The sequence below is a fragment of the Mycobacterium sp. genome, from assembly GCF_039583785.1.
Classification (GTDB): Bacteria; Actinomycetota; Actinomycetes; order Mycobacteriales; family Mycobacteriaceae; genus Mycobacterium.
In genome coordinates, this window is record NZ_JAVKSG010000004.1 from 1 (window position 1) to 26,937 (window position 26,937).

23 protein-coding genes and 5 pseudogenes are annotated in these 26,937 nt (G+C 67.2%); 15 read left to right on the top strand and 13 right to left on the bottom strand.

Going from position 1 to position 26,937, the window contains the following annotated elements; translation table 11 throughout:
- Positions 1 to 213: 213 nt before the first annotated feature.
- A complete protein-coding gene (locus ABDV69_RS03460) occupies positions 214 to 1,452 on the top strand; it encodes an alpha/beta hydrolase (protein ID WP_343571944.1) in 1,239 nt (412 codons plus the stop codon).
- Positions 1,453 to 1,580: 128 nt separating this feature from the next.
- Here ABDV69_RS03460 and ABDV69_RS03465 read toward each other — a convergent pair whose 3' ends face one another.
- Positions 1,581 to 3,158 carry a helix-turn-helix domain-containing protein gene (locus tag ABDV69_RS03465; protein WP_343571945.1) on the bottom strand — a complete coding sequence of 526 codons (1,578 nt, stop codon included), beginning with the start codon at positions 3,156 to 3,158 and terminating at the stop codon, positions 1,581 to 1,583.
- Positions 3,159 to 3,241: 83 nt separating this feature from the next.
- Between ABDV69_RS03465 and pruA the strand changes: the two genes are divergently transcribed.
- Positions 3,242 to 4,873: an L-glutamate gamma-semialdehyde dehydrogenase gene (pruA, locus tag ABDV69_RS03470; protein WP_343571946.1), complete on the top strand. Its 1,632-nt coding sequence runs from the start codon at positions 3,242 to 3,244 to the stop codon at positions 4,871 to 4,873.
- Positions 4,874 to 4,935: 62 nt separating this feature from the next.
- Positions 4,936 to 5,895: a proline dehydrogenase family protein gene (locus ABDV69_RS03475; RefSeq protein ID WP_343572014.1), complete on the top strand. Its 960-nt coding sequence runs from the start codon at positions 4,936 to 4,938 to the stop codon at positions 5,893 to 5,895.
- A gap of 120 nt (positions 5,896 to 6,015) precedes the next feature.
- Here ABDV69_RS03475 and ABDV69_RS03480 read toward each other — a convergent pair.
- Positions 6,016 to 6,234 (bottom strand): annotated as a pseudogene (locus ABDV69_RS03480) (hypothetical protein); the annotation flags it as partial.
- A 128-nt stretch (positions 6,235 to 6,362) separates the two neighbouring features.
- Here ABDV69_RS03480 and ABDV69_RS03485 point away from each other — a divergent pair.
- Positions 6,363 to 6,507, top strand: a pseudogene (locus tag ABDV69_RS03485) (alcohol dehydrogenase catalytic domain-containing protein); the annotation flags it as partial.
- Positions 6,508 to 6,560: 53 nt separating this feature from the next.
- Here ABDV69_RS03485 and ABDV69_RS03490 read toward each other — a convergent pair.
- From ABDV69_RS03490 to ABDV69_RS03525, 8 genes and pseudogenes are all read right to left on the bottom strand, one after another.
- A complete protein-coding gene (locus ABDV69_RS03490) occupies positions 6,561 to 7,163 on the bottom strand; it encodes a TetR/AcrR family transcriptional regulator (protein ID WP_343571947.1) in 603 nt (200 codons plus the stop codon).
- 3 nt (positions 7,164 to 7,166) lie between these two features.
- Positions 7,167 to 7,988 (bottom strand): annotated as a pseudogene (locus tag ABDV69_RS03495) (hypothetical protein).
- Entirely contained in the window at positions 7,985 to 8,434 is a 450-nt protein-coding gene (locus ABDV69_RS03500) for a MaoC family dehydratase (RefSeq protein WP_343571948.1), read from the bottom strand. The pseudogene ABDV69_RS03495 and the gene ABDV69_RS03500 overlap by 4 nt, the downstream one beginning before the upstream one ends.
- Complete coding sequence (locus ABDV69_RS03505) at positions 8,431 to 8,886, bottom strand: acyl-CoA dehydrogenase family protein (RefSeq protein ID WP_343571949.1); 456 nt, start codon at positions 8,884 to 8,886, stop codon at positions 8,431 to 8,433. Before ABDV69_RS03505 ends, ABDV69_RS03500 begins: the two co-directional genes overlap by 4 nt.
- 1 nt (position 8,887) lies before the next feature.
- On the bottom strand, positions 8,888 to 9,286 hold the full coding sequence (locus ABDV69_RS03510; RefSeq protein WP_343571950.1) for a Zn-ribbon domain-containing OB-fold protein: 399 nt from the start codon (positions 9,284 to 9,286) through the stop codon (positions 8,888 to 8,890).
- Complete coding sequence (locus ABDV69_RS03515; RefSeq protein WP_343571951.1) at positions 9,286 to 9,828, bottom strand: MaoC family dehydratase N-terminal domain-containing protein; 543 nt, start codon at positions 9,826 to 9,828, stop codon at positions 9,286 to 9,288. Before ABDV69_RS03515 ends, ABDV69_RS03510 begins: the two co-directional genes overlap by 1 nt.
- Positions 9,825 to 10,053 (bottom strand): annotated as a pseudogene (locus ABDV69_RS03520) (acyl-CoA dehydrogenase); the annotation flags it as partial. The gene ABDV69_RS03515 and the pseudogene ABDV69_RS03520, both read right to left, overlap by 4 nt.
- A 135-nt stretch (positions 10,054 to 10,188) precedes the next feature.
- Positions 10,189 to 10,287: pseudogene (locus tag ABDV69_RS03525) on the bottom strand (hypothetical protein); the annotation flags it as partial.
- Positions 10,288 to 10,703: 416 nt separating this feature from the next.
- Between ABDV69_RS03525 and ABDV69_RS03530 the strand changes: the two are divergent.
- From ABDV69_RS03530 to ABDV69_RS03545, 4 genes are all read left to right on the top strand, one after another.
- Positions 10,704 to 12,182 carry an aldehyde dehydrogenase family protein gene (locus ABDV69_RS03530; RefSeq protein ID WP_343571952.1) on the top strand — a complete coding sequence of 493 codons (1,479 nt, stop codon included), beginning with the start codon at positions 10,704 to 10,706 and terminating at the stop codon, positions 12,180 to 12,182.
- Positions 12,183 to 12,197: 15 nt separating this feature from the next.
- Complete coding sequence (locus ABDV69_RS03535) at positions 12,198 to 12,464, top strand: hypothetical protein (RefSeq protein ID WP_343572019.1); 267 nt, start codon at positions 12,198 to 12,200, stop codon at positions 12,462 to 12,464.
- A 9-nt stretch (positions 12,465 to 12,473) separates the two neighbouring features.
- Entirely contained in the window at positions 12,474 to 13,874 is a 1,401-nt protein-coding gene (locus ABDV69_RS03540; RefSeq protein WP_343571953.1) for an acyl-CoA synthetase, read from the top strand.
- Between the two features lie 73 nt (positions 13,875 to 13,947).
- Positions 13,948 to 15,246: an MFS transporter gene (locus ABDV69_RS03545; protein ID WP_343572015.1), complete on the top strand. Its 1,299-nt coding sequence runs from the start codon at positions 13,948 to 13,950 to the stop codon at positions 15,244 to 15,246.
- A gap of 124 nt (positions 15,247 to 15,370) precedes the next feature.
- Here ABDV69_RS03545 and dapD read toward each other — a convergent pair whose 3' ends face one another.
- Positions 15,371 to 16,324, bottom strand: a complete 954-nt coding sequence (gene dapD, locus ABDV69_RS03550; protein ID WP_343571954.1) for a 2,3,4,5-tetrahydropyridine-2,6-dicarboxylate N-succinyltransferase — start codon at positions 16,322 to 16,324, stop codon at positions 15,371 to 15,373.
- A 25-nt stretch (positions 16,325 to 16,349) separates the two neighbouring features.
- Between dapD and dapE the strand changes: the two genes are divergently transcribed.
- From dapE to ABDV69_RS03565, 3 genes are all read left to right on the top strand, one after another.
- Positions 16,350 to 17,414 (top strand): succinyl-diaminopimelate desuccinylase, encoded by a 1,065-nt coding sequence (gene dapE, locus ABDV69_RS03555; protein ID WP_343571955.1) that lies wholly within the window; start codon positions 16,350 to 16,352, stop codon positions 17,412 to 17,414.
- An 80-nt stretch (positions 17,415 to 17,494) separates the two neighbouring features.
- Positions 17,495 to 19,381 carry an alpha/beta hydrolase gene (locus ABDV69_RS03560; RefSeq protein ID WP_343571956.1) on the top strand — a complete coding sequence of 629 codons (1,887 nt, stop codon included), beginning with the start codon at positions 17,495 to 17,497 and terminating at the stop codon, positions 19,379 to 19,381.
- Between the two features lie 79 nt (positions 19,382 to 19,460).
- Positions 19,461 to 19,925 (top strand): hypothetical protein, encoded by a 465-nt coding sequence (locus tag ABDV69_RS03565; RefSeq protein ID WP_343571957.1) that lies wholly within the window; start codon positions 19,461 to 19,463, stop codon positions 19,923 to 19,925.
- A gap of 43 nt (positions 19,926 to 19,968) precedes the next feature.
- Here ABDV69_RS03565 and ABDV69_RS03570 read toward each other — a convergent pair whose 3' ends face one another.
- A complete protein-coding gene (locus ABDV69_RS03570) occupies positions 19,969 to 20,277 on the bottom strand; it encodes a type VII secretion target (protein WP_343571958.1) in 309 nt (102 codons plus the stop codon).
- 74 nt (positions 20,278 to 20,351) lie between these two features.
- Entirely contained in the window at positions 20,352 to 22,433 is a 2,082-nt protein-coding gene (locus tag ABDV69_RS03575; protein ID WP_343571959.1) for an AAA family ATPase, read from the bottom strand.
- Between the two features lie 84 nt (positions 22,434 to 22,517).
- Between ABDV69_RS03575 and ABDV69_RS03580 the strand changes: the two genes are divergently transcribed.
- From ABDV69_RS03580 to ABDV69_RS03595, 4 genes are all read left to right on the top strand, one after another.
- A complete protein-coding gene (locus ABDV69_RS03580) occupies positions 22,518 to 23,081 on the top strand; it encodes a TIGR00730 family Rossman fold protein (RefSeq protein ID WP_343571960.1) in 564 nt (187 codons plus the stop codon).
- Between the two features lie 69 nt (positions 23,082 to 23,150).
- Complete coding sequence (gene fadD6 / locus ABDV69_RS03585) at positions 23,151 to 24,932, top strand: long-chain-acyl-CoA synthetase FadD6 (protein ID WP_343571961.1); 1,782 nt, start codon at positions 23,151 to 23,153, stop codon at positions 24,930 to 24,932.
- Positions 24,933 to 25,095: 163 nt separating this feature from the next.
- On the top strand, positions 25,096 to 25,920 hold the full coding sequence (gene folP, locus ABDV69_RS03590; RefSeq protein ID WP_343572016.1) for a dihydropteroate synthase: 825 nt from the start codon (positions 25,096 to 25,098) through the stop codon (positions 25,918 to 25,920).
- Entirely contained in the window at positions 25,917 to 26,909 is a 993-nt protein-coding gene (locus ABDV69_RS03595; protein WP_343571962.1) for a glucosyl-3-phosphoglycerate synthase, read from the top strand. Before folP ends, ABDV69_RS03595 begins: the two co-directional genes overlap by 4 nt.
- The last annotated feature ends 28 nt before the right edge of the window (positions 26,910 to 26,937 follow it).

Genomic DNA, 26,937 nt, shown 5'->3' on the forward strand with positions numbered 1-26,937 from the left:
GCCAACCGCTCAGGTGTGGTGAGCACATCGAACGTCAGGTCCACGGCGCGTTTGTAATCGGCCTCGAGCGCGTCGAGCACCTCGACGACCTCCTCACGACTACTAGAACACATGTTCGAATAATAACGACGGCGTGTGACAAGTTTTCCGACCGCGAAACCCAAGTGGCGCAAGTGGTTTAAGTGGCTAAACTGCTGTGGTTAAGTGGTGGCCGTGAAGAAACTGGTAGCTGTGCTGGCTTCGCTGGCCGGCGTCGCGGTTACGGCCAATGGCTATCGACCGCTGAGCAAGCGTGGATATCTGTCGATGTATGCCTTCAGCTTCGGGGTGTTCGCATCGGAATTGCCGCTGCACGTGATGGCCGCTCACTTCGCGATGCTGGCCGAGGTGACCCGCAAAATCTCGCCGCAGCTGTGCAGATTCAGCTGGCTGGTGTCGGCGCTGTCCTGGTTGGGTCTGCTAGGTCTCAATCGCATCGGCCACCAGTCCGGGCAGCCGCTGACTGCGGCGCTCGATACTGGGCTGGGTCCCGACCGCCGCACCGACTCCGCAGGCTTGTGGAAGCGCCCGGCGGGCCCGGGCACGGCGAAGTCGCCGGGCGTGGTCCGAATGGCGCGCATCTACGGCGACTATGCGCACGACACCGATATCGCCTACGGGGAACACGGCACGCGGAATCATCTCGACATCTGGCGCCGACCCGACCTCGACCGTGGCGGTAAGGCGCCGGTGCTGCTTCAGGTGCCTGGCGGTGCCTGGATGGTGGGAAGCAAACGGCAGCAGGCGTATCCGTTAATGAGTCACCTAGCCGAGTTGGGCTGGGTGTGCATCGCGATCAACTATCGGCTCAGCCCGCGTTCGACGTGGCCGGACCAGATCGTCGACGTCAAGCGCGCGCTGGCGTGGACCAAGGAACACATCGCCGAGTTCGGCGGTGACCCGGAATGGGTGGCGATCACCGGCGGCTCAGCCGGCGGTCACTTGAGCTCGCTGGCCGCGCTGACGCCGAATGATCCGCAATTTCAGCCCGGGTTCGAGGATGTCGACACCAGCGTGCGGGCCGCGGTTCCGTTCTACGGCCTCTACGATTTCACCCGCGACGATGCGATCCATCCGCTGCTGGCGCCAACGTTGGCCAAGTATGTGTTCAAGTTGAGGCGAGCCGAGCTCCACGAAGCCTTCCGCGCCGCGTCGCCGATCACGTACGTAACCCCGGACGCACCGCCATTTTTCGTCTTGCACGGAACCAACGATTCACTGATACCGGTAGAGCAGGGCCGGGCGTTCAGCACGCGCCTCGGCGAGGTCAGCCGGCAGCCGGTGGTCTACGCCGAGCTACCGTTGGCGCAGCACGCCTTTGACATCTTCGGGTCGGCGCGGGCCACCCATGCCGCGGTGGCCGTCGAGCAGTTCCTCGCCGAGATCTACTCGAAAACCAAGGTTTCGGTCTAGCGGGCGCGGGCTTTGCTTGTCGAGCAGGGCGATCGCTTGCGCGGCCATTTCATCGGTGGCGATCCCAGCGCGCCGCTCTTTCAACTACGGTCACGGCGGGCGCAATTATTGCGCGATTTCGTGCCGGCTCAACAGGTCCGCTCGACGGCCCGGAGGCCCAGCGAAAGGAGGAGCCGGACGTCGGGGTCGGCCAGCGACGTCGTGAGCATCGTCTCTATCCGGCGAACACGGTAGCGCACGGTGTTGGGGTGTACGTGCAGCTCTCGCGCCGCCGCCGAGACGTCGCCGAACTCATCGAGGTAGACCCGTAGGGTCTGAACCAGTGCTGAGTCGCGGGCCTGTAGCTCGCGGACCCGCGGGTCCACCAGTCGCTCGTCGGCGCCGATGATCGTGACGATCTCGTCGAGGAGCACGGTGGTCCGGGCTTCGGCCAGCGACGTCACGGTCGGGAACGAATCCGGATGGCGTTCAACACTATCCAACACGCGATCGACTTCCGTCCGCACGGTGGGCAGGCCGGCCAATCCAGCCAGCGGTGCGGCGACTACCGCCCGCAGCTGCAGCCCCAGCTCGGTGTGCAGCCCGCCGATAGTGCCGCGAATCCAGGACTGCAGCGGCGACCGCTTAGTGCTCTGAGGGAACAGCACGTACACCCGTGACCCGCGCGATCCTACCTGGGCATCGGCACGAAAAGCGCTGGCGCTCATAGCTAGAACCTTGGCAAGTCGGTCGTGTCGGCTTGGGTTATGGCTGTCTGAGCTGTCAAAGGCGACCAACGCGGCCTCGCCGTCGGCGGCCACACCCAGCTCGCGCACGATCGCGGCCACATCGACGGGCCCGCCGTCGGTGAGACCGAGCAGTTGCTGTGCCCGCAAGGCGTGCGTCGACGGCTTGGCGGCCAGCCGGGAGATGATGCGCGCCGCCAGCACCGCGGCGCCGCGCAGCATCTCCTCGGCGTCGTCGGCCAGCGGCCGGAATCCCTGCTGTATCCAGATGGCGCCGGCGAAACTCGGTGCCCGACGGGCCGGTTGGTGAATGCCGATCGCAAGCCGCGGTCGCAGCCCGAGCTCCGGCCGCTCGGCGACGCGGACCACCTCATCGCCGGCCCGCAGCATGTCGAAGATGCCCCATTGGGCGATCCACCTGAGATGTTCGGGCGGGCCGGCACGACCCAGGATCGACAACCGTCGCAATTCGTCGGCTTCGTCGTTGGATGCCGAATAGGCCAGCACGTGGGATTGCTCGTCTTCGATGCTCACCATACCGTGGATCCGTTCGGCCAGCGATTGCGCCAACCCGAACAAGTCTGTGCCGGAATCATTCTCGGCATCGCCGTGATGCTCCAGGACGTGATCGACCCGCCGATACAGCCGCTCCCAACGGGCCCGCGGATCGACGGCCACCACCGCTGTCCCGGTCGCGACGGCCCTGGCCACCAGCGCAGCGGACGGCTCCTTGGCGAAGACGGCCACCGGGGCTGGGCCGGTGGCAGATGTTTCCACCCAGTGCTGTGCCTCAGTGTCGGGGACGCCGAGCAGAAAGAAGATGTCGGCGGAGTCCGCGCCCCGGCCCATTCCGAGGCGTACGTCGTCCGCATCGATCAGCGCCACCGAGGCGACGCTTAGGTCGAGGCCCCGGGGCGCATCGACCAGCCTGGCCACCGTCGTGTCCAGGGCCAACAGCAGCTCGCCGAGCCCCACGCCCATGTTGTCCGATTCTACCAACTGATTGGTCTAAGCTTGTCGGATCGGCTAAGACGATAAGGCGTCCGCGCTGAGATCCTTCGGACATGGACGCGATTACCGATGTTCCGCAGCCCGCCAACGAACCCATCTATGACTACGCGCCGCATTCGCCCGAGCGGGCCCGGTTGCAGACCGCACTCGCCGAAATCGCCGGCCATCCCATCGACCTGCCACATGTCATCGGCGGCAGCCACCGGATGGGTGATGGCGAGCGGATCGACGTCGTGCAGCCACACCGGCACTCGGCCACACTGGGCACGCTGACCAACGCCCAACACCGCGACGCCGCGGCCGCCGTCCAGGCGGCGTCAATGGCCCGAACCGAATGGGCGGCAACCCCGTTCGACGATCGTGCGTCGATCTTCCTACGCGCCGCCGACCTGCTGGCCGGCCCGTGGCGGGAGAAGATCGCCGCGGCGACCATGCTGGGGCAGTCCAAGACCGCCTATCAGGCCGAGATCGACGCATCGTGCGAGACGGCGGATTTCTGGCGATTCAACGTCGACTTCGCTCGCCAGATCCTCGCGCAGCAGCCGCTGAGTACCCGCGGTGAATGGAACCGCACCGACTATCGCCCGTTGGATGGATTCGTCTACGCGATAACACCCTTCAACTTCACGTCGATTGCGGCCAACCTGCCCACCGCGCCGGCGCTGATGGGAAATACCGTGGTATGGAAGCCGTCGGTGACCCAGACGCTGTCGGCGTACCTGACCATGCAACTGCTGGAGGCAGCCGGACTGCCACCCGGTGTGGTCAACATGGTCACCGGCGACGGCTACGCGGTATCCGAAGTGGCACTATCGGATCCGCGGCTGGCCGGCATCCACTTCACCGGATCGACGACGACCTTCCAGTCGCTGTGGCAGCAGGTAGGCACGAATATCGCTCGCTACCAAAGCTATCCGCGACTGGTGGGGGAAACCGGCGGCAAAGACTTTGTGCTCGCGCACCGCTCGGCGCAACCGGACGTCCTGCGCACGGCGCTGATTCGCGGAGCGTTCGACTACCAGGGGCAGAAGTGCTCGGCCGCGTCGCGGGCGTTCATCGCACGCTCGGTCTGGCAGCAGATGGGTGACGACTTCCTCGCGGCGACAGCTGAATTGCCGTTTGGCGACATCGTCGACCTGACCAACTTCGGCGGCGCGCTGATCGACCGACGGGCGTTCGCCAAGAACGTCGCTGCTGTCGAGCGGGCGAAATGCGCGTCCGGGGTCACGATTGCGGTCGGGGGCGAATACGACTCCAGCGAAGGCTATTTCGTGCGCCCGACGGTGCTGTTGTCCGACGATCCCACCGACGAATCCTTCTGCACCGAGTACTTCGGCCCGCTGCTGTCGGTCTACGTATACCCCGACAACGAGTTCGACCGGATGCTCCACGTCATCGACACTGGTTCGCGGTATGCGTTGACCGGAGCGGTGATCGCCGACGACCGCGACGCGGTGCTCACCGCTGCGAACCGGCTTCGGTTCGCGGCGGGCAACTTCTACGTCAACGACAAGCCGACCGGGGCGGTGGTGGGCCGCCAGCCGTTCGGCGGCTCCCGCGGTTCGGGTACCAACGACAAGGCCGGCTCGGCGCAAAATCTGTTGCGCTGGACGTCCGCCCGCTCGATCAAGGAGACGTTCGTCCCGGCGACCGATCACCGGTACCCGCACATGGCGGTGGAATGATGGCGGGGCGATCGCAAGCGCGGCGGAGTCGGGCGCAGCGGGTGGTCCCGTTTGGACGGGACGTGTTCACCAAGACGCTGCGACCGGCAATCCTGGCTGCCGGTCGATCACGCGGGCTGCAGCACACCGCCGAACGGCTACCCGTCACCCGAAGCGTGGTGCAGCGGTTTGTGCCAGGTGCGACCCTGGACACGGTGCTCGACAGCACTGCGATCCTGCGCGATTCGGGCCGACTGGTCAGCATCGACTACCTGGGTGAGCAGGTCACCGACGCGGACGGCGCCAACGCTACGCTGACTGCCTATCTCCATCTGCTCGACGCACTGGGCCGGCGGCCGGACGCCATCCACGACGGCGTGCGACCGCTCGAGGTGTCGCTGAAGCTGTCCGCGTTGGGGCAGGCGCTGAGCTGTGACGGCGAGAGGATCGCGCTCGCATACGCCCATCGCATCTGCGAAAGGGCCGAACAGGTCGGCGCCTGGGTGACGCTTGACGCCGAGGACCACACCACCACCGACTCCACCCTGTGGATCGCCGCCGAGTTGCGCACCGACTATCCGAGGCTGGGAGTAGTGCTACAGGCCCACTTGCGGCGAACGCTCGGTGACTGCGAACAGTTTGCCGCGTCCGCGGCCCGGGTTCGACTGTGCAAGGGTGCCTATGACGAACCGGCGTCGGTGGCCCACCGGGATGCCGCGGCGGTGACCGCCTCGTATGTACGCTGTCTGCGCGTCTTGATGGCCGGGCCGGGGTATCCGATGATAGCCTCGCATGACCCGGTGATCATCGACGCTGTGCCCGCACTGGCCCGCGAAACCGGCAGGAGTGCAAACGATTTCGAATATCAGATGTTATACGGCGTTCGCGACCCGGAGCAACGCAGGCTTGCGGGCGCCGGCAACCGGGTTCGGGTCTACGTGCCGTTCGGCACCCAGTGGTACGGCTACTTCATGCGGCGGCTGGCCGAGCGACCGGCCAACCTGAGGTTCTTCATGCGGGCACTCGCGGAGCGGGGTCACTGAGGGTCGATAGTCTCTGGCTGCTGGTTCCATCGGCTCTGATGAGGTCCGCCTGGCCGCTGTCACGACGGCGACCTTCGAAGCCAGCAGCGCCGTGACCGGGTCGCGCCGCCCGACCTTGAATGCCTCCCGCGCCCAGCGATCGGTACTCAGCACTCGACTCCGATCGAGTAGCAACCGAAGCTGGCCGCGGTTGAGCACCCAGCGCCACGGCTGGCTGTTGTGCAACGACGGGGCGCGGCACGCTGCCGTCACAGCATTTTCGATGACTTCGGCTTCCACGATGGTGGCAGGCGTTGTCGACCTCCAGTTTCGGCTGCCTTCAGGGTCGTGGAGGACCAGCCCCGTCGCCAGGGCCATTGGTCCTTTAGCCGAGCGTCCTGAGACCCACTGGGCTGTACCGGCAATCGGCAGACGGTACGACATGAAGGACAAAGCTGTCACGTGGCACGGCAAACGCGATGTTCGCGCCGATGGGCATCGTTCGCGAGGTCGGCAATTCGCTGGGCGACCTGCGGTAACGGTGACCGGGTGGTGATCCCGTTCCAGATGTCCTGCGGACAGTGTTGGACGTGCAACGAGCAGCTCTGCACCCGGTGCGAAACCACCCAGGTGTCGACACCTCGGCCAGTCACGTTCCGCCCCCGACGAGCCTGAGGCGTGCGGCCCTAGCCGCGGCGGGGGCGCGACCGGTCGTTGGCGAAGCCCTGGACGACGTGTGCGCGCACGAAATCGGCGACCACCTCCGGGTCGTTCATATCCAGTGTCGACGATGGTGTGCTGAACAGCGAGAACAGGATTCGGGCGAACCATTCGCCGCTGGCCTGGATGTCGAGATCCTTGCGCACCTCACCGGTGAGCTTGGCCGCTGCCAGGTGCGGCGCGAGAAAATCGACGCATTCGCGCAGCAGCACGGTGGCATCCTTGGTCAGCAGCAGGCTGACCGCCTCTTCGTCGAAGTATTTCTCGGAGGCGATGGCCCGTCGCGCCTGCGTCACGAAAATCGCTGCGCGGGAAAGCTTCTCCTCCAGCGAACCACCCCTGTCCATGGCGGAAGACATCTGCCGATAGAACTGTACGGAGGTGTGCTCGGCGCAGGCTTCGACGATCGCGGCCTTGTCGCGGAAGTACTCGTAGATCGTGCTGCGGGAAACGTTTGCCACCCTGGCGATGTCGACGATCGTCACCTTCTGCAGTCCCTGTTTGCGAAAGCAATTGAACGCGGACTCGATGATGAGTTCGCGGGTGTCGGCTGCGGTGGCTTGCGTCATGGGCTATCCGGTCGACGTCAGGATCAGCCCACTGGTCGGCACCCCGGTGCCCGACGTGACGAGCACGTGCTCGACGTTGTCCACCTGGTTGTGCGACGTACCGCGAATCTGTCGCACCCCTTCGGTGATGCCGTTCATGCCGTGGATGTAGGCCTCGCCGAGCAGCCCGCCGTTGGTGTTGATCGGTAGCTCGCCACCCAGCGACAGCCGCTCGACGGTGGCGAAGTCTTTTGCCTCGCCGCGTCCGCAGAATCCGAGTTCCTCGAACTGGGTGAACACGAATGGCGTGAAATGGTGGTAGATGAACGCGGTTTGGATGGCGCTCGGCTTGAGTCCGGAATCGCGCCACAGCGTGTCGGCGACCACGCCCAGCTCGGGCAGACCGGTGATGTCCTCGCGGTAGTAGCTGGTCATCATCTCGCCGTTGAACGCCGCGCCTTGCGCGGCCGCGGAGATGACGGCCGGCGCAGATCGCTGGCTCGCTCGGTGCTGGTGCGACCGCTGCCGCCGAACCGCATCCCGGAACGCTCGTTGAAGGCGCGGTAGTTGACCACGACGTCGGCGACCCCCGCCGTCGTGCGGCACGCGGGAGAAGAAGGTCAGATCGCCGATGCCGACATTGCGGGCCACCTCGATCTCGTCGCTGGAATCCATCGTGAACGTGACCATGCCGTCGACGTCGCTGGGCGAGAGACCGGCGTCGTCGAGCGCGGCGCTGACCGCCTCACACGCCAATTGCAGCTCGCTGCAGCGGGATTCCTTGGAGAACTCGGTCTGGCCGATGCCCGTGATGGCGGTGTTACCGGCCAACAGCGACGTGCTCATGCCCCCGTCCCGTCGAGCAGGCTCACGACCGCGGTGCCAAAGACGTGATTGCCGAGGCTGTTGGTCGCCTGGAAGGTGACCTCGACGAAATTTTCGCCGTCGACTCCTTCGTTCTTGCCGGTGACGTTGCCGGTGAAACGCAGTGGATCGTCCGGAAAGCATGGCACGCCAAGGCGAACCGCCAACTTGGCGACCATCGCCTCGGGGCCGGCCCAGTCGGTGAGGAAGCGCACGCAGTATCCGTTCGAGGTCAAGATGTTCATGAACAGGTTGGGCGAGCCCTGCTTGTTGGCGTAGGCCGCGTCGTGGTGTACCGGCATGAAGTCACGCGATGCGATGGCGCCGGCGACGATCATCGTGGTGGTCACCGGGATCAGCATCTGCGTCACCTCGTCGCCGACGTTGATGTCAACCCACTTGCGCGTGGAGGTACGGGAGATCGTCATAGCCGTCCTTTGAGGGTATGTGCTGCCGATGCCGCCGTGCACGTGCTGCGTGATGGCAGCGATCCGGGCGCCGGCCTCGGCGGCCCAGAACTTCGCGATTCGACCAGTCGGTCGCCGTCAAGCTTGTCGGTGAGGGTTGCGCCGTCGAGGAATACGTCGGCGTGCGGCTCGCGGTTGGTGTTGGCCACCGGCCGGACTTCGACGCCCGGCGCGTCGGTCGGCAGCAGCGTCGCGTAGGCCGGCACCGGAGCGACCGTCGACCCGACTTCGGCCAGCACAATAGCGAGCTCGACGAAGCCGTCGCCGCAAACGCAGGAGCCGCCCGACGACTCCGGTAGCGCGGTGCCGAGCAGGTCGACGCCGGCCAGCTCCTTCCACAGGGCGGCGTCATATCGGAGTGCACCCGCTAGCTTGCTGAGAGCCTCCTGCTCTGCGGTGAAGGTGAAGTCCATATCACTCCGCCGGCCGAAATTGGTGCAGCACAACGTCTCCATCGAACTTTTGGAAATACACCTCCACCGACATGCCGCCCTGCACATCGGCCGGGTCGATGCCGGTTAGGTTCGACACGATCCGGACGCCCTCGTCGAGTTCGATCAGCGCGACGATGTAGGGATAGTCGAAGAACGGGAATTGCGGCTGGTGCGGCATCACATAGCTGTAGAGGGTGCCACCACCCGAGGACTCGATCGGCTCCCAGTCCAGCGATCGGCATCGGGGGCACATCGGCTGCGGTGGGTTGCGGACGGTCTGGCAACCGCTGCAGTGCTGGATCAGCAGCTTGTGTTCGCGCGAGCCGTTCCAGAAGAACTCGGCTTCCGGGCTGATCGCCGGTGCCGGTCGGGTCGCCATCAGTTCGCCGGCTTGAATCGCAGGACCCGAAACCGTTGCTGCCCGAGCACTTCACCGTACTGATCGGTGTAGGTGAGCACCCAGGTGAGGAAGAACCCGGTGCCCAGTGCCGTCGCTTTCTCGTCGGAGACCTCCTCGTACACCGACGTCGCGCTGATCTCGTCACCCAGCTTGGGGTAGCGGTTGATCTCGAATTCCGAGTTGGTCGCCACGATGCCGGTGTAGCCGGCCTCGTCGAGAAAAGCGGTGGGGTTGCTGCTGATTTCGACGGGAGAGCCGCCGCGCTCGCCGATCCCTTCGAGCTTCGGAGCGGGCATCGTCCAGGTTTGCAACATCACCGGCGGTGACACGATGCCGCCGAATCGAGACTTCGCCGCGAACTCCGGGTCGAGGTACACCGGGTTCATGTCGTCCAGCGCATGCGCCCAATGCCGGATCATCGGCTGGTTGACCGGATCCGGCGCCAGTGAAGGCTTTCCGGAGCCGCCGGTGGGCTTGCCGACGAGAGCCTTCAGTTGGGCGTGCAGGTCGATGTCGGTCACGCAGTTGTTCCTCCTGATTTCTCGGTTGCGCGAAGGTCACGTGGCGCGCGCGGCATGCCCAGTCCGGCCATCGCGATGACGTCTCGTTGGATTCGATGCGCACCGCCACCGAAGGTGCTGATCACTGCGACCCGGTAGGCTGATTCCAGCGTGCCGCGTAGCGGGGGCATCGGTACCGCAGCGTAACCCGTTGTGGTCCAGCACTTCCAGCAGCTGACGGGCCACGGGTCGGTGCGGGCGGCCAGCCAGATGTAGTCGGCGGAGCCGGCACCGCTGATGCACATCTTCTGGCCGTTGATCAGATTCTTTCGGCCATTCGACGCCGAGTAGGCCGGCCGCGGCCAGGGCCTGTACGCATTCGCGGACGGCGGCCTGGCGCGCCGGCGTCATCACCGTCTGCATGGTGGCGCGGACCTCGTCGCGCAGTTGCTCTTGTTCGGGGGTGTAGTCGAGGCGCATCTGCTCAGAAGCCCAGCCTGACCGGCATCCGCTTGACCCCGGGAACCATGGTGGCCCGCATCCGGTCGACCTCGCCGACCAGCTCGAGTCGGGGGAAGCGGCGCAGCAGCTCCGCTCAGCTCGATCAGGTTGCGCGTCGTCTCGTTGCCGGCCACCAGCAACAGGAAGGCAAAGCGGGACCGTCGAGCTGGACGTGACGTGCACCCAGGCCTCCTCGACGCTGATCGGACAGATGCTGATGATCTGTCCGGTTCAATTTGTCTACTCTGGGGCCACCGGGGATGTCAATATGCCTGCTGTGGAACTGAAATACCGGTGTGCACAGCGCGACCATTGACGACAACGGGCGGACGGGTGTAGACCAAACGGTGAGCCGCCGGACCGTCCACCGGCCCCGGATCTGCTAAGGAATGAAGATGGCTGACCCACGCTCACTGATCGACACCTACGCGGTCTACATCGACGGCCAGTGGGTCGAGCCGGACAGAACTGCTGGGGCCGGGGGTCGCTACGACGACATCAATCCGGCCACCGAGGCGGTGATCGCCTCGGCGCCCGACCCCAGTCATGCCCAGGTCGCCGGGGCGATCGCCGCGGCCAGGGCGGCGTTCGATTCCGGTCCGTGGGCCGATTCCGGACCCGAGCGGCGCGCGGCGTATCTCAACCAGCTGGGCGAGGCGTTGCTGGCGCATGCCGACGCGTTCTACGAACTCGCGCAGCAGGAATGGGGGTGCACGTCCAACGAGCGGGTGATCCATGTCGAGGGGCCGGCGTTCGCGGCGCTCAACGCGGCCGAACTGGCCACCCATCCGGTCGAAGAGCCGATCGACGCCTACGGCGCGGCGGGCAAGACGCTGCTGCGCTACGAGGCGCTGGGCGTGGTGTCGATTCTGACGCCGTGGAACTTCCCGCACACCCTCAACGTGATGAAAGTCTGCGCCGCGCTGGCCGCGGGCAACACCGTCGTGCTGAAGCCCTCGCCGCTGGCACCGCTGGCCGGTCTTGCGCTGGCCCGAATCATCCACGAGCACACTGACATTCCGCCGGGTGTGGTGAACGTGGTGACGCCGGCCGACATCGAAGCCAGCAAGCTGCTGACCGTCGACCCCCGCATCGACATGGTCAGCTTCACCGGGAGTTCGGTGGTCGGTCGCGAGGTGATGACCGCGGCCGGCGCGACCATGAAGCGGCTGCTGCTGGAATTGGGCGGCAAGTCCGCCAGCATCGTGCTCGACGATGCCATCATCGACGACGAGCGATTGCAGCGAATGCTGTTCGAGTCGTGCTCATTTCACGCCGGTCAGGCCTGCATCCTGCACAGCAGGCTACTGCTACCCGACGCCATCCACGACGAGGTGGTCGACAGGCTGGTCGCGCTGGCGCAGTCGGTGAAGGTCGGTGACCCTACCGATCCGGACGTCCAGATGGGTCCGTTGATCAGCGACGCGCAATGCAAACGCGTTCAGGCACATGTGAAGCGGGGGCTCGACGACGGCGCCAAGCTGGCCACCGGGGGCGGCCGGCCACCCGGGTTGGATCGCGGCTTCTACTTCGAGCCGACGATCCTCACCGACGTCACGCCGGACTCGACGATCGCCCAGGAAGAGGTGTTCGGGCCGGTGCTGTCGGTGCTGCGCTACCGCAGCGACGACGAGGCGGTGCAGATCGCGAACAACTCGCAATACGGGCTGTCCGGCGCGGTGTGGGGTACCGATGTCGACCGTGCGGTGGCCGTGGCCCGCCGGGTGCGCACCGGCCAGATCGCGGTCAACGGGTTCGGCCCGGGCGGCGCGCCGTTCGGCGGATTCAAGCAGAGCGGGATCGGCCGAGAAAGCGGCGGCATCATCGGAATTCGTCAGTACATGGAGCCGAAGGCCATGGGACTGCCGGCGTGACGCGCGCCGGCGACGATGCAGAGCGAAGCGATACTGAGGAGTGGCGCCAAGGTGCTCGACGCGCTGCCGTCGATGCTGCCGTATCCGATGCTGATGTGCGAACGCATGCGCGCCACGGGGTGGCCGCTGCGCATCACGCCGGGGCCGGCGCGTCAGCACCGCTTCACAGCGCCCACCCTCGGCCAGCACAACGACGAGATCCTCGGTGGCCTTGGACCGTCCGGTGCTGACCTGGACGTCCTGCGCCGTGACCTGGTGATCGGTGAACGGCCGATGGGCTAGCCTGCTGAGGTGCTGCTGACCTCGCTCGACCCGTCCGTTGTCGCAGGTGGCCGCGATCTCGAGGATGCCGTCCGGTTCGGTGACCTCACGCTGCGCCGCAGTGACGTGGTCGGGGCCGCCAACTCGGTCGCCGAACGAATCCGCGGCGCGGGCCGGATCGCGGTGCTGGCCACCCCCACCGTGCCGACCGCGCTGGCCATTGCCGGCTGCCTGATCGCCGGCGTTCCGGTGGTCCCGGTGCCCGCCGACGTCGGGCAGGCCGAACGCCGTCACATCCTGAGCGATTCGGGCGCGCAGGCCTGGTTGGGCCCGGTGCCGGACCAACCGGAAGGATTGCCGCACATCCCGGTTCGCACGGGTGCGCGGTCCTGGCACCAGCAGCCCGAGCCGTCGCCGCGCGATACCGCGCTGATCATCTACACCTCGGGCACCACGGGTCCGCCCAAGGGCGTGCAGTTGAGCGCTCAGGCGCTTGCCGCGGACCTGGATGCGCTCGCCGAGGCCTGGCAGTGGACCGCCGACGACACGCTGGTGCACGGTCTGCCGCTGTTTCACGTGCACGGTCTGGTGCTGGGGCTGCTCGGATCGCTTCGGGTCGGAAACCGCTTCGTGCACACCGGGAAACCGACACCGGAGGCCTATGCGGCGGCGAACGGGACACTGTATTTCGGGGTGCCGACGGTGTGGTCGCGGGTGGTCGCCGACTCGGCGGCCGCCGAGGCGCTGCGCTCGGCGCGGCTGCTGGTGTCCGGCAGCGCGGGGCTGCCGGTGCCGGTGTTCGACCAGTTGGTCCGGCTCACCGGGCATGCACCCGTCGAACGCTACGGCGCCACCGAGTCGCTGATCACGTTGTCCACCCGGGTCGACGGTGAACGTCGCCCCGGCTGGGTCGGCCTGCCGCTGGCCGGCATCGAGTCCCGCCTGGTCGGCGACGACGGAACCCCGGTACCGCACGACGGGGAAACCATTGGGCGGCTGCAGGTTCGGGGCCCGACGCTGTTCAACGGCTACCTGAACCGGCCGGACGCCACCGCGGAGGCCTTCGACGACGACGGTTGGTACCGCACCGGCGACGCCGCGGTCATCGACGGTGACGGGATGCACCGCATCGTCGGACGCGAGTCGGTCGACCTGATCAAGTCCGGTGGATACCGGGTCGGCGCCGGCGAGATCGAGACCGTCCTGCTCGGTCATCCGGGCGTGGCCGAGGCGGCGGTGGTCGGCTTGCCCGACGAGGACCTGGGCCAGCGCATCGTCGCGTTCATCGTCGGTGACGCCCAACCCCAGGAGCTGATCGACTACGTGGCCCAACAGCTTTCGGTGCACAAGCGACCGCGTGAGGTCAGGGTCGTGGACGAGTTGCCGCGCAACGCGATGGGTAAGGTGCTCAAGAAGCAGCTTCTGGGCTGACGGCGCGGCGAGTGTGACAGCAGCGTTGGTTTCTCCTACCGTCGTACCCGTGCACCGAAGCAGTGCAGCGCCGATGCGACGAGTCGCGGCCGCGTGTCTGGTTGGCTCGGCAATCGAGTTCTACGACTTCCTGATCTACGGGACCGCGGCTGCACTGGTTTTTCCCACCGTCTTTTTTCCTGACCTCGGTTCCACGCTGGGCACGATCGCGTCGATGGGTACCTTCGCCAGCGCGTTCGTGTCCCGGCCGATCGGAGCCGTTGCTTTCGGCCACTTCGGAGATCGGTTGGGCCGCAAGAGGACGTTGATCATCACGATGCTGCTGATGGCCGTTGCCACCGTGTCCGTGGGCGTCGTTCCCGGCACGGCGGCCATCGGAACGGCAGCCCCGTTGATCCTGATTGCGCTACGGCTCGTGCAAGGGTTCGCTGTCGGCGGCGAATGGGCCGGTTCGGCATTGCTGAGCGCCGAACACGCGCCAGCCGGCGAGCGCGGCCGGTACGGCATGTACACCCTGCTCGGCGGCGGAACTGCCGCGGCGCTTTCCAGCCTGACGTTTCTCGGCGTCAACGTCACCATCGGGGAGAACAGTCCCGCTTTTATGCAGTGGGGTTGGCGCATACCGTTTCTGATCAGCGCCGCCCTGATCGCCGTCGCTTTGTACGTGCGATCGCGTATCGATGAGACACCGGTGTTCACGGCAGAACGGGCGCGCACCTCGGCGGCCGCCGCACCGCTGACCGAATTGCTGCGCGTGCAGCGTCCGAGGATTCTGCTGGCCGCGGGAAGCATTCTCGGCGGATTCGGCTTCGCCTACCTGGGCAACACCTACTTCATCGGGTACGCCCACTCTCACCTCGGATACAGTCGCAGCTTCATCTGGGCGGTCGGCGCGCTGGCCGGGTTGGCGAGCATTGTGTGTGTCGCATTTTCCGCGACTCTGTCCGACCGAGTCGGTCGTCGCCGGATGATGCTGCTCGGCTGGGCCGGGTGCGTGCTGTGGTCGGCGGCGGTCATTCCGTTGATGGACAGCGGCACGCCGGCGTTCTACGGAATTGCGATCGTCGGGATGTCCGCGGTGGCCGGGATCGGTTCCGGCCCGACGGGCGCGCTCATTCCCGAATTGTTCGCCACCCGCCACCGTTACAGCGGTACCGCGCTGGCGGTAAACCTTGCCGGTGTGGTCGGCGGCGCCGCGCCGCCACTGGTCGCCGGGACTCTGCAGGCAAGCTATGGCAGCTGGGCCGTGGCACCCTTGTTGGCCCTGCTGCCCACGGCGAGTTTCGCCTGTACCTACCAGCTTCCCGAGACCAAAGGGACCGCCCTGCACCGTGCGCTGGGCGCAGAAGCCGCACAGGTGTCAAGCCACTGAAAGCTCCGCACGGATGTTCGCCGGGCCAGCGTTCGCCGGGCCTGCGACCGACGGTCACCACGCAGCCGTCGTTCCGCGCTGCGGCGTCAAGCCGAGCGCGATGCCCCGACAGGCGTTCGTGTGATCAGTTGGCGTGCAGATCCTCGTTCAGCGTGATCCCGCGGCCGTCGCGGGACACCACCTCGACCGCGCCGGTCACCGAGTTGCGGCGGAACAGCAGGTTGTTGCTACCGGCGAGTTCCCGTGCTTTGACCGAATTGCCATCAGGCAGGGCGACTTTCGTTCCGGCGGTGACATACAGGCCGGCCTCGACGACGCAGTCGTCGCCCAGCGGGATGCCCAGCCCGGAGTTCGCGCCCAGCAGGCAGTGCTTGCCCAGCGAAATGACTTCGGTGCCACCGCCGGACAGCGTGCCCATGATCGAGGCGCCGCCGCCGATGTCGGAGCCGTCGCCGACCACCACGCCCGCCGAGATGCGGCCTTCCACCATCGAGGCGCCCAGGGTGCCGGCGTTGAAGTTGACGAAGCCTTCATGCATCACCGTGGTGCCAGACGCCAGATGCGCGCCGAGGCGCACCCGGTCGGCGTCGGCGACGCGGACACCGCTCGGCACCACGTAATCGAGCATCCGCGGGAACTTGTCGATGCCGTAGACGGCGACCGGCCCGCGGCGGCGCAGCCGCGCCCGTACCGTCTCGAAACCCTCGACGGCGCAAGGCCCGTGGCTGGTCCACACCACGTTGGTCAGCACCCCGAACAGCCCGTCGGCGTTGAGCCCGTGTGGCGCGACCAGGCGGTGCGAGAGCAGGTGCAGCCGAAGGTAACCGTCGTAGGCGTCGGCGGCCTTCTCATCGAGTGAGCCGATCACGGTGCGGACCACCACGGTTTCGACGTCACGCTCCTCGTCGCGGCCGGCCAACGCGCCAAGCTCGTCGGGCACCTCGACCACCGACAACCGCGTCGTGCCGGACTCGCCCGAGGAGATGAGTTCCGGTGCGGGAAACCAGGTGTCGAGAACCGATCCGTTGGCGGCGATGGTCGCCAGCCCAATACCCGAAGCTGCAGTCACGGGCCCCACGCTACCCACCCACTACGCTGGGGCTGTGCTGGACCTACGCGGTGACCCGATCGAGTTGACGGCGGCTCTGGTCGACATTCCCAGCGAGTCGCGGCACGAAGAACGCATCGCCGACGAGGTCGAGGCCGCGCTGCGGGCGCAGACGAGCGGCTTCGAGATCATCCGCAACGGTAACGCGGTGCTGGCCCGCACCTCGCTGGGCCGTTCGACCCGGGTGCTGTTGGCCGGCCATCTCGACACCGTGCCGGTGGCGGGCAATCTGCCGAGCCGCCGCGACGCCGAGTCCCTGCACGGTTGCGGCACCACCGACATGAAGTCCGGCGACGCGGTCTTCCTGCACCTGGCCGCTACTGTCACCGCGCCGGCGCACGACCTGACGCTGGTGTTCTACGACTGCGAGGAAATCGAATCCTCGGCCAACGGTTTGGGCCGTATCGAACGCGAGTTGCCGGACTGGTTGAGCGCGGACGTGGCGATCCTGGGCGAGCCGACCGGCGGTTACATCGAAGCGGGGTGTCAGGGCACCCTGCGAGTTGTCCTGAACGCCAGCGGCACTCGTGCGCACTCAGCGCGATCGTGGCTGGGCGACAACGCGATTCACAAACTGGCTGCGGTGCTCGAGCGCCTCACCGGCTATCAACCGCGCAGCGTCGACATCGACGGATGCGTCTACCGCGAGGGGCTGTCGGCGGTACGCGTCGACGGCGGGGTCGCCGGCAACGTGATACCCGACGCGGCGTCGGTGACGGTGAACTTCCGCTTCGCGCCGGATCGGTCGGCGGACGCCGCGCTGCGCCACGTCCACGAGGTGTTCGACGGCCTCGACGTGCACATCGAGCAGACCGACTCCGCCGCCGGCGCGCTGCCCGGCCTGTCCAATCCGGCCGCCAAGGACCTGGTCAACGCTGCCGGTGGGCAGGTGCGGGCGAAATACGGCTGGACCGACGTGTCGCGGTTCGCCGCCCGCGGTGTCGCCGCGGTCAACTACGGGCCGGGCGACCCCAACCTCGCGCACACCCGCGACGAGTCGGTGCCCATCCAGCAGATCACCGACACCGTGACCATGCTGCGCGCTTACCTGAGTAGTTAGGCCGCCCACGCCCGTCTTGGTGCACCGGGTCATGTCGACCGTGTGGCAGCATCAGAGCTGGTCGATGGGAGCAAGGGCGGATGGCGGTTTCGATATCGGCGGTGCGGGCGTCTCAGCCGAACACGCTGCTCGACGCTGCCGACGATGCCGCACACAAGCATGACGAGCTGCAGACGATCATCGCCGACGAGCGCGAAATGCTGTCGTCCCTGCAAGACCATTGGACCGGCTCGGCGGCTACGGCAGCAATAGGGCAGGTCCTACGGCAGATCGGTGTCCAAGAGCGCGTCGAGATCCGATTGCAGCAGCTGCAGTCCGCATTGCGGAACGCCGGTGACCAGCTGCGTGGTCTCCGGAGCACGATCCTCGAATACGTCTCCGCGCTGAGCCGATTGGGTTTTTCGGTGGCCGACGACGGGACCGTGACGCCGCATCAGTGGCTGATCGGCGACCTGCTCGAGGGCATCGCCAACAAGGCTTCGGCGGTGCTCAAGAAGCTGTTGCAGCTGTTCGACGACGTCGACCGCCAAACCGCCGCGGCGATCGCCGAGGCGGCCGGACCGTCGATACCGAACACACCGGTCGAGGTCAACGGCCAGGAGATCGAGATTCCTTCCCCGGACACCGCACCCGAAGATGTGCAGAGCTGGTGGAATTCACGCAGCGATGAACAGCGCAAACAGCTGATTGCCCAACATCCGTCGCTGCTGGGCAATCTCGGCGGCATTCCGGCCGATGTGCGTGACCAGGTCAACGTGAAGGTGATGGACGACGACCTCGACCGCGTCGAGAACACCGTGCGCCAGCACGGCGTGTCAGCCGCTGACGTGGTCAAAGACCCTGGCCGTTACGGTCTTTCGGCGGACGACATCACTCGCTACCAGAACGCACAGAAGACCCAAGATGGTTTGCTACATGACCTGGGTGTCGACACCAGTCAAGACCATCGTCGATACCGCGACATCAGTCCGGAAGAAAGACTGCAGCGCAACCTCAGGCCGACGATGTTGTGGGCCTACGACCCGACGGCGTTCAACGGCCGCGGCAAAGCGGCCATCGCGATCGGCAACCCGGACACATCACCGAACACCGCCGTGATCGTGCCCGGCACCGGCAGCAGCGTGAAAGATGGCTGGCTGTCCGACGGGCACAACGATGCGAGAAACCTCTACGACCAATCGCAACGGGCCGACCCGAGCCACCCAACCGCCGTGATCGCCTGGATGGGCTACGACACTCCGGAAAGCTTCACCGACCCCAACATTGCCAACCCGGGACTGGCGCGCGCCGGGGGTGACCTGCTGGCCTGGGATGTCAACAGTCTCGGCGTCACGCACGCGGCCGGCGTTCCCCAGCATGTGACGGTGATCGGCCATTCCTACGGATCGACGACGGTCGCGGACGCGTTCGCGAACAGCGGCATGCACGCCAACGACGCGATCCTGCTGGGCTGCCCGGGAACCGACGTCGCGAAATCGGCCGCCGATTTCCATCTTCCGCCCGGGCATGTCTTCGTCGGTGACGCCTCGACGGACCCGGTCGGGTGGCTGGGTGAGGCGGGGCCGGGACTGCCTAATGTCTTCAACCATTCGCTCGGCGATCTGATCGGATCATCAGCGGGTCTGGGTTCCGACCCGGCCCACGAAGGTTTCGGCGCGGTGCGTTTTCGGGCGGAAGTCCCAGACGCGGAGAGCGTCAAACCGACCGATCATTCGCACTATTACCACAGGGGCAGCGAATCATTGTTCAGCATGGGCAATATCGTGTCCGGCCATGCGTCGGAGCTGGCCGGCGACGGGATGCTCGCCGGCGCGAGAACGGACCAAACGGTGCTCAAACCACCCGTGGTGAACATCCCGGGGATCGGAGACGTCACGTTGCCAATCGGTGACACAACCGTTCCGGTTATTCATGACCCCGAATGGGACCGTCCCGGAAGCTCAGTGCACGATGACCATGGCTTCTAATATGCACCGGATTCGCAGGGGCGTAGCACTCAGCGCCGTAATCGTCTCTGTCGCAACGATTCCAGGAGGATGCTCGGTCATGTCTCCCTCCCAGCGCAACGCACACGCCGGCCCCTCGGTGCAACCGCTCTCCGACGAACAGGCGCGCGCGCAGGTCGTCGGTCCGGCCCGGGAGGTTGTCAAAGCCGCCAACTTGGACATCACGTACGCGACGTTCGAGTGGAGTTCGTGCAACGATCAAGGCGATCCGCCGTATCAAGGTGAGGTCAATGTGGCGTTCGTGGTTCCGCCGGGCGCCGACGCGCAGACGTTGAGCAGACAAGCAGCTGCGGCCGTCGCCAAACAGCCGGGCTGGGCTGCCGGCGCGCCGGCGGGCATGCACCTATTCGGCGAACTCGCCCACAAGGGCAACGTCGTGGCGATCGTCGGCTCCGGGAACTATCCCGAACGTGGCTCTGTCCAGGTACTCGGCGAGTGCCGGAACATGAGCGACCATCACGGCCACACCGGACCCTTCGAGATCACCGATCAGCTGCGTGGGTAGCGGCCCGCGATCAGAAGCCCACGGCGGCAAACATATTCAAGCGCTACCTGCCGAACGCGTCGCCGGCGTGTGTGACGTTCTGCCCGGTGCTCGCATCCGTGGACTCATAGCTGTCTGCGGCCTTGCGAAGGCCCTGTGCCACCGAGTTCAGGTTCCACCCGAGTTGCTTGAACTGCGCGTCGAATGCGGTTGCGGCGCGGGCACACGCGGCGCCGGTTTGCAGCCCTGCCATACCGTGCGCCGCACTGTCCAGCGATCGGGTGGGGCTTTCGGCTGCGAGTTCGTCGGCCACCTGGCCAAGATGGCCGCCGGTTGAGCGTACGACGCCTGGATCGACCCTCAGCTTTGTCATGCCTTCGATGCTAGGTCCGCGGTGCACACCGCGCGTGCACCAATTTCGGCATCGCCGACGAGCGATTCGAGTGCCTAGGCGCGCTGTGCTTGGGCTGCGGCATCGGCGGCCGCGGGATGTAGGCCCCGGTCGGCCAGGTCGGCCGCGACGCCGGTCAGCGCCGCGGCGTCGCCGTCGGCCAGCGCCCGGGCATGCGCCAGCGTCAACCGCCCCAGCACGCAGTCCACTTCGCCGGCCAGGCGGCCGGCCCGCTGTACGGCGCGCACGTCGCCCAGGCGCGTCGCGTCCTGCAATGCGCGCAGGGCGATCGCCGACTGCCCGCCGCGCTCGGCGGTCTGGATCGCCTCGCGCGCGGCTTCGATCGCGCCGGTGCTGTCGCCGTGGGCTGCCTTCGACCACGCCTTGGCCAACGCCAATTCCGGAGCGAACAGCGACGACTTGAGACCATGCAGCGCCTCGGCCCGGCTGAAAACCTTCGCGGCTTGCAGCTGTTCGCCTTGTTGGCCGAGCGCCTGGGCCAGCAGCATCAGCGCCAGCGGTCCCCAGGAATAGCCGGTGCGGGCCAGCGGGTCGGCGGCCCGGCCGAGCAGTGTCACGGCGGCGTCGAAGTCGCCCTGCGCGATCGCCACATAGCCCACCAGCGTCTCGGCGATCGCCCGGCCCGGTTGCTGTAACTCGGCGAAGTCGGTGTAGCGCTGGGCCAGCGTGCGGGCCTCGGCCAATCGGCCCGCCATGATCAGCGCGGTGATCCGGCCGAAGCCGCTGGTGAACCGCAGCAGGCCGGGATGGTCGGCGGCGGTCGCCCGGCGGGCCAGCGCCTCGACCTCGTCGAATTGTCCGGTGCGGGCCGCGCTCAGCGCTGCCGCCGAGGCGGCCCATCCCACGGCCACCGCGTCGGCGTGCGGCGAGGCCAGCACCTCGTCGGCAATGCGCAGGGTGCGTAGCGGCGTGCCGGAGTTCATCGCGAACGTCGCCGTCAGCGCGTCGAGGGTGGCCTGCGCGCCCGGCGAGTCGACCCGGTTGCGGATGGTTCGCAGAAACGCGGTGGCCTGCGCCGGTTCGCTGAGCATCCAGAACTGGTTGGCCGCCCGCGGCAGGGCCCACGCCATCAGCTCGGGCGGCGACAACCGGTCCGGATCCACCGCGCTCAGCGTGGCATCGGCTTCTAGCCCGCGGCCCTGCCAGGCGAGTGCGTAGCCGAGCGCCAGCCGCGCGGCCAGTCCCTCCGCGCGGTCCAGTGCCGCACGGGCCAGTCGCTCGGCCAGCGTGAGCTCGCCGAAGCGCAGCGCCCGCTGAGCCGCGGTCACGGTGTCGACGGGAGCGTCGGTGTCGACGGCGAGTGCCGCGAGCCGCAGCGGATCGCCGACATGGTCGGACGGGCCGGCCGCGAGCCGCTCGACCAGCGACATGCGCAACGCCCGCGCGGTGTCGGGTGCCAACGCCTTGACGGCGCGCTCTGCGTAGAGCGGATGAGCCGGGTAGACGTGTCCGTGGTCGCCGACCGTGACCGTGCCGGCCTTTTCGGCTTGCTCGACGGCGTCGTCGCCGGCCAGCGCGGTCAGGTCGTCACGCCGCAGCGGCGCGGCCAGTGCCAGATAGTCCAGCGCCGTACGCACCGGCGACGGCAGGCCGGACAGGTAGTGGTCGATCTTGGCCGGCAACGTGGCCGCTGCGCCGTCGTCCTGCGGGGCGACCTCGATCCGGTTCAACAAGCCGTCGGTCCACAACGCTTCGACCGCGTCGGGCACCTCGGAGTCGGATCGGACCGTGACGATCAGCCGTGCCGACCCGCTCAGCGCCAGCTGGTAGACGAGCGTGGCGGACAACCGGTCGAGGTAGTGGGCGTTGTCGACGACGAAAAGTTGCTCGTCGACCAGCTTTTCCTGGGCAGCCCGGAGCAGCTCGGCCGGCCGGGCGGTGTCATCGGTGTCGGTGCCGGCCAGCAGTGCGCGGAAGGCGCCGAACGGGATGGCCTGCTCGGGGGCGGTGCCGATCACCCAGTGGGCGGCAGGCGAGGCGGCGGCGCGGGCGAGCACCGTCTTGCCGACACCGTCGACCCCGCGGATCACCACGCCGGCATGCTGCGGATCGTCCAAGGCGGCCGCGACGTCGCGCAGCACGGCCTCTGGCGGCTCGACAACCCAAGCACTCGGCACCGCCGGATTTTATGGTGCGGGCGCCGCAGCGCATGCGGTTAGGCCCAAATGCGCTCCGCGGCAACGGTGGTCTACGTTTCGTGGGTGCCCCCCACACGCGATGCGCCCCAGCCATGGGCGGTCTGCGTGTACTGCGCTTCGGGACCCACCCATCCGGAGTTGCTGGCACTGGCCGCCGAACTCGGCGAGGCGATCGCCGACCGCGGCTGGACCCTGGTCTGGGGCGGCGGCAATGTCTCGGCAATGGGAGCGCTGGCCACCGCCGCCCGCGCCCGCGGCGGCTGGACCGTCGGCGTCATTCCGACGATGCTGGTGCGGCGCGAGGTCGCCGACCACGACGCCGACGAGCTGATCGTCACCGACACCATGCGCGAGCGCAAACAGATCATGGCGGACCGCGCCGACGCGTTCATCACGTTGCCGGGTGGCATCGGCACGCTCGAGGAGTTCTTCGAGGTCTGGACCGGCGGGTATCTTGGCATGCACGACAAGCCGGTGGTGATGCTGGACCCCGGCGGGCACTACGACGGTCTGCTCGCCTGGTTGTCCGGGCTGGCCGGCGGCGGATACGTCTCGCAGACCGCGATGGACCGGCTGCTGGTCGTCGACGAGATCGACGCGGCCCTGGCGGCCTGCACACCCCGCTGAGGCCGTTTGATCCGCCTCCTCTGCAGACCGCTCCGCGTTCTGCATCGTCGGCTGGCTAAGCTCACCGCCATGTCCGAACACAACTCCGGTGCCCAGACGTCGGTCGGGCTGCTCGACATCGCCAGCCAGTTGCCCGGCTTACTGGCCGACACCCCGGTGATCGTCCGCGGTGTGGTCACCGGTCTGCTGGCGCGCCCGACGTCGAAAACGTCGATCGGCAAGGTCTTCCAGGACCGGGCCGCCAAGCTGGGCGACAAGGTCTTCCTCCGGTTCGGCGATCAGCAGCTGACCTACCGCGAGACCAACGACACCGCCAACCGGTATGCGGCGGTGCTGGCGGCGCGCGGTGTCGGCCGCGGCGACGTCGTTGGGGTCATGCTGCGAAATTCACCCAACGCGGTGCTGATGATGCTCGCCGTGGTCAAGTGCGGTGCGATCGCCGGGATGCTCAACTACCACCAGCGCGGTGAGGTGCTGGCCCACAGCCTGGGTCTGCTGAACGCCAAAGTGCTTGTCGCCGAAGCTGATCTGGTCGAAGCGGTGGAAGAGTGCGATGGACAGGCCATCGCGCCGACCACGATCGAGGAGATTGAGCGGCTGGCGGCCACCGCGCCGACCACCAACCCGCCGTCGGCCTCGGCCGTGCTGGCCAAGGACACCGCGTTCTACATCTTCACGTCCGGCACCACCGGTCACCCCAAGGCCAGCGTGATGACGCACAAGCGGTGGCTGGCCGCGCTGGCCGCATTCGGCGGACTTGGCTTGCGACTCAAGGGTTCCGACATACTGTACAGCTGCCTGCCGCTCTATCACAACAACGCGCTGACCGTTGCGGTCGGCTCGGTGATCAACTCGGGCGGCACCCTGGCGCTGGGCACGTCGTTCTCGGCATCGCGATTCTGGGACGAGGTGATCGCCAGCAACGCAACGGCATTCATCTACATCGGCGAGATCTGCCGGTATCTGCTGAACCAGCCGGAGAAGCCGACCGACCGGGCGCACAAGGTACGGCTGATCGCCGGCAACGGGCTGCGCCCGGAGATCTGGGACGAGTTCACCACCCGGTTCAACATCGCCCGGGTGTGCGAATTCTACGCCGCCAGTGAGGGAAACACCGCGTTCATCAACATGTTCAACGTGCCGAAGTCGGCCGGCTGCACGCCGATGCCGGCGGCCTACGTGCAGTACGACACCGACACCGGCGCGCCGCTGCGCGGTGCCGACGGCCGGGTGCAGCGGGTACCGACCGGCGAGCCCGGTCTGCTACTCAGCCCGGTGACCAGGCTGCAACCGTTCGACGGCTACACCGATCCGAGCGCAAGTGAGAAGAAGTTGGTGCGCAACGCTTTTCGCGATGGCGACTGCTGGTTCAACACCGGCGACGTGATGAGCCCGCAGGGCATGGGGCATGCCGCGTTCGTCGACCGGCTCGGCGACACGTTCCGCTGGAAGGGTGAAAACGTCGCCACCACCCAGGTGGAGCGGGCGCTGGCGTCCAATAGGGGCGTCGAGGAATGCACCGTCTTCGGTGTGGAGATTCCGCGTACCGGCGGTCGCGCCGGAATGGCTGCGGTCAAGCTGCGCGAGGGCAGCGAATTCGACGGTAAGGCCCTGGGCGGGACGGTCTACCAGGAATTGCCGGCCTACGCGATGCCGCTGTTCGTGCGCATCGTCGACTCGATGGAACACACCACCACGTTCAAGAGCCGCAAGGTCGACCTGCGCGAGCAGGCCTACGGCCACGACGTCGAAGATCCGCTGTACGTGTTGGCCGGCCGCGACGAGGGCTACGTGCCGTTCTACGACGGCTACGCCGACGACGTCGCGGGGGGCAAGCGGCCGCAGGGGTAAGGGCCTGGCCGGCGTCGAGTGTGCACTGAGGGTGGCGACACGCCGCTACGCCGAGGTTACACACCTGCGCCCTGAGCGGTGCACCGACAGCGACGACGGGCACCATGGACATGTGCAGTCCACCCTGTGTGGTCGCCCCGTGAGCGATCAACGCGCGCTGATCATGGCGATCGTCAACCGCACCCCGGACTCGTTCTACGACCGCGGCGCGAATTTCGGCGACGACGCCGCCCGGGCCGCCGTGCACCGCCTGATCGCCGAGGGGGCCGACGTGATCGACGTGGGCGGCGTCAAGGCCGGTCCGGGGGAGCGCATCGACACGCAGGCCGAGATCGCCCGGGTGGTGCCGTTCATCGAGTGGCTGCGCGGCGCCTACCCCGGCCAACTGATCAGCATCGACACCTGGCGTTCGGAGGTGGCCCGGTTCGCCTGCCGGGCGGGCGCGGACCTGATCAACGACAGCTGGGGCGGCTATGATCCCGCGATGCCTGAGGTCGCGGCCGAATTCGGCGCCGGACTGGTGTGTTCGCACACCGGCGGCGCGCGACCACGGACGCGTCCGTTCCGGGTCAATTACGGGACCAGCACCCGCGGGGTGGTCGACGACGTGATCGGCGAAGTCAGCGCGGCAGCGTGGCGGGCTGTCGCCGCCGGGGTGGCTCGCGATCGTGTTTTGATCGACCCGACGCACGACTTCGGCAAGAACACCTTCCACGGGCTGGCGCTGTTGCGCCACCTGGAAGATCTTGTTAACACCGGATGGCCAGTGTTGATGGCGTTGAGCAACAAAGATTTTGTCGGGGAGACTCTTGGGGTGGAGCTGACCGAACGGCTGGAGGGGACCCTGGCCGCGACCGCGCTGGCAGCTGCGGCGGGGGCCCGGATGTTCCGGGTTCACCAAGTCGGGCCCACCCGACGGGTGTTGGAGATGGTGGCGTCGATCCACGGGCAACGCCCGCCGGCGCGGACGGTGAGAGGACTGGCATGACGGCATCTGAGCTGGTCGATCTCACCGCCGGGGGCGCGTTGGCCGCGGCGCCCGGCGACATCTGGCTGGCCGACCGCAGCTGGACCCGGCCGCAGTGGACGGTCGAGGAGTTGGAAGCGGCAAAAACACAAGGGGCCGGCAAGACCGTTTCGGTGGTGCTGCCCGCCCTCAACGAGGAAGACACCGTCGAATCGGTGATCGAGAGCATCGCACCGCTGGTCGGCGGGCTGGTCGACGAGCTGATCGTGCTCGACTCGGGATCCACTGACGACACCGAGATCCGGGCGATCGCGGCCGGGGCGAAAGTCGTCACCCGCGAACAGGCGCTGCCCGAGATCACGCCGCGGCCCGGCAAGGGCGAGGTGCTCTGGCGTTCGCTGGCGGCCACCAGCGGCGACATCGTGGTGTTCGTCGACTCGGATCTGATCGAGCCGCACCCGATGTTCGTGCCGCGGCTGCTCGGGCCGTTGCTCACCGAGGACGGCATTCACCTCGTCAAGAGCTTCTATCGCCGTCCGCTGAACGCCCATGACGCGAGCGGCCGCGAAGGCGCCACCGGCGGCGGGCGGGTCACCGAGTTGGTGGCGCGGCCCCTGCTGGCCGCCCTGCGGCCCGAGCTGGGCTGCGTGCTGCAGCCGCTGGGCGGCGAATATGCGGCCACCCGGGAGCTGCTGACGTCGGTGCCGTTCGCCCCCGGCTACGGCGTCGAGATCGGCCTGCTGGTCGACACCTACGACCGGCTGGGCCTGGCCGCCATCGCCCAGGTCAACCTCGGCGTGCGGGCGCACCGCAACCGGCCGCTGGCCGAGCTGGGCCCGATGAGTCGTCAGGTCGTCGCGACGCTGCTGTCGCGCTGCGGGGTCCCCGACTCCGGGGTCGGGCTGACCCAGTTCTTCGTCGACGGGGACGGGTATGTGCCGCGCACCTCGACCGTGTCGCTGGCCGACCGGCCGCCGATGAACGCCATCCGGCCGCCGCAACCGCGCTAACAACCCTGCACACCCCCGTCGGACTGAT

What these genes read in the sequence shown, in the direction of transcription:
- ABDV69_RS03465 (WP_343571945.1), bottom strand. Translation starts at nt 3,158, where the DNA reads ATGGGCGTGGGGCTCGGCGAGCTGCTGTTGGCCCTGGACACGACGGTG.
- pruA (WP_343571946.1), top strand. Translation starts at nt 3,242, where the DNA reads ATGGACGCGATTACCGATGTTCCGCAGCCCGCCAACGAACCCATCTAT.
- ABDV69_RS03490 (WP_343571947.1), bottom strand. Translation starts at nt 7,163, where the DNA reads ATGACGCAAGCCACCGCAGCCGACACCCGCGAACTCATCATCGAGTCC.
- ABDV69_RS03500 (WP_343571948.1), bottom strand. Translation starts at nt 8,434, where the DNA reads ATGACGATCTCCCGTACCTCCACGCGCAAGTGGGTTGACATCAACGTC.
- ABDV69_RS03505 (WP_343571949.1), bottom strand. Translation starts at nt 8,886, where the DNA reads ATGGACTTCACCTTCACCGCAGAGCAGGAGGCTCTCAGCAAGCTAGCG.
- ABDV69_RS03510 (WP_343571950.1), bottom strand. Translation starts at nt 9,286, where the DNA reads ATGGCGACCCGACCGGCACCGGCGATCAGCCCGGAAGCCGAGTTCTTC.
- ABDV69_RS03530 (WP_343571952.1), top strand. Translation starts at nt 10,704, where the DNA reads ATGGCTGACCCACGCTCACTGATCGACACCTACGCGGTCTACATCGAC.
- ABDV69_RS03535 (WP_343572019.1), top strand. Translation starts at nt 12,198, where the DNA reads ATGCAGAGCGAAGCGATACTGAGGAGTGGCGCCAAGGTGCTCGACGCG.
- ABDV69_RS03545 (WP_343572015.1), top strand. Translation starts at nt 13,948, where the DNA reads ATGCGACGAGTCGCGGCCGCGTGTCTGGTTGGCTCGGCAATCGAGTTC.
- ABDV69_RS03560 (WP_343571956.1), top strand. Translation starts at nt 17,495, where the DNA reads ATGGCGGTTTCGATATCGGCGGTGCGGGCGTCTCAGCCGAACACGCTG.
- ABDV69_RS03565 (WP_343571957.1), top strand. Translation starts at nt 19,461, where the DNA reads ATGTCTCCCTCCCAGCGCAACGCACACGCCGGCCCCTCGGTGCAACCG.
- ABDV69_RS03570 (WP_343571958.1), bottom strand. Translation starts at nt 20,277, where the DNA reads ATGACAAAGCTGAGGGTCGATCCAGGCGTCGTACGCTCAACCGGCGGC.
- fadD6 (WP_343571961.1), top strand. Translation starts at nt 23,151, where the DNA reads ATGTCCGAACACAACTCCGGTGCCCAGACGTCGGTCGGGCTGCTCGAC.
- folP (WP_343572016.1), top strand. Translation starts at nt 25,096, where the DNA reads ATGGCGATCGTCAACCGCACCCCGGACTCGTTCTACGACCGCGGCGCG.
- ABDV69_RS03595 (WP_343571962.1), top strand. Translation starts at nt 25,917, where the DNA reads ATGACGGCATCTGAGCTGGTCGATCTCACCGCCGGGGGCGCGTTGGCC.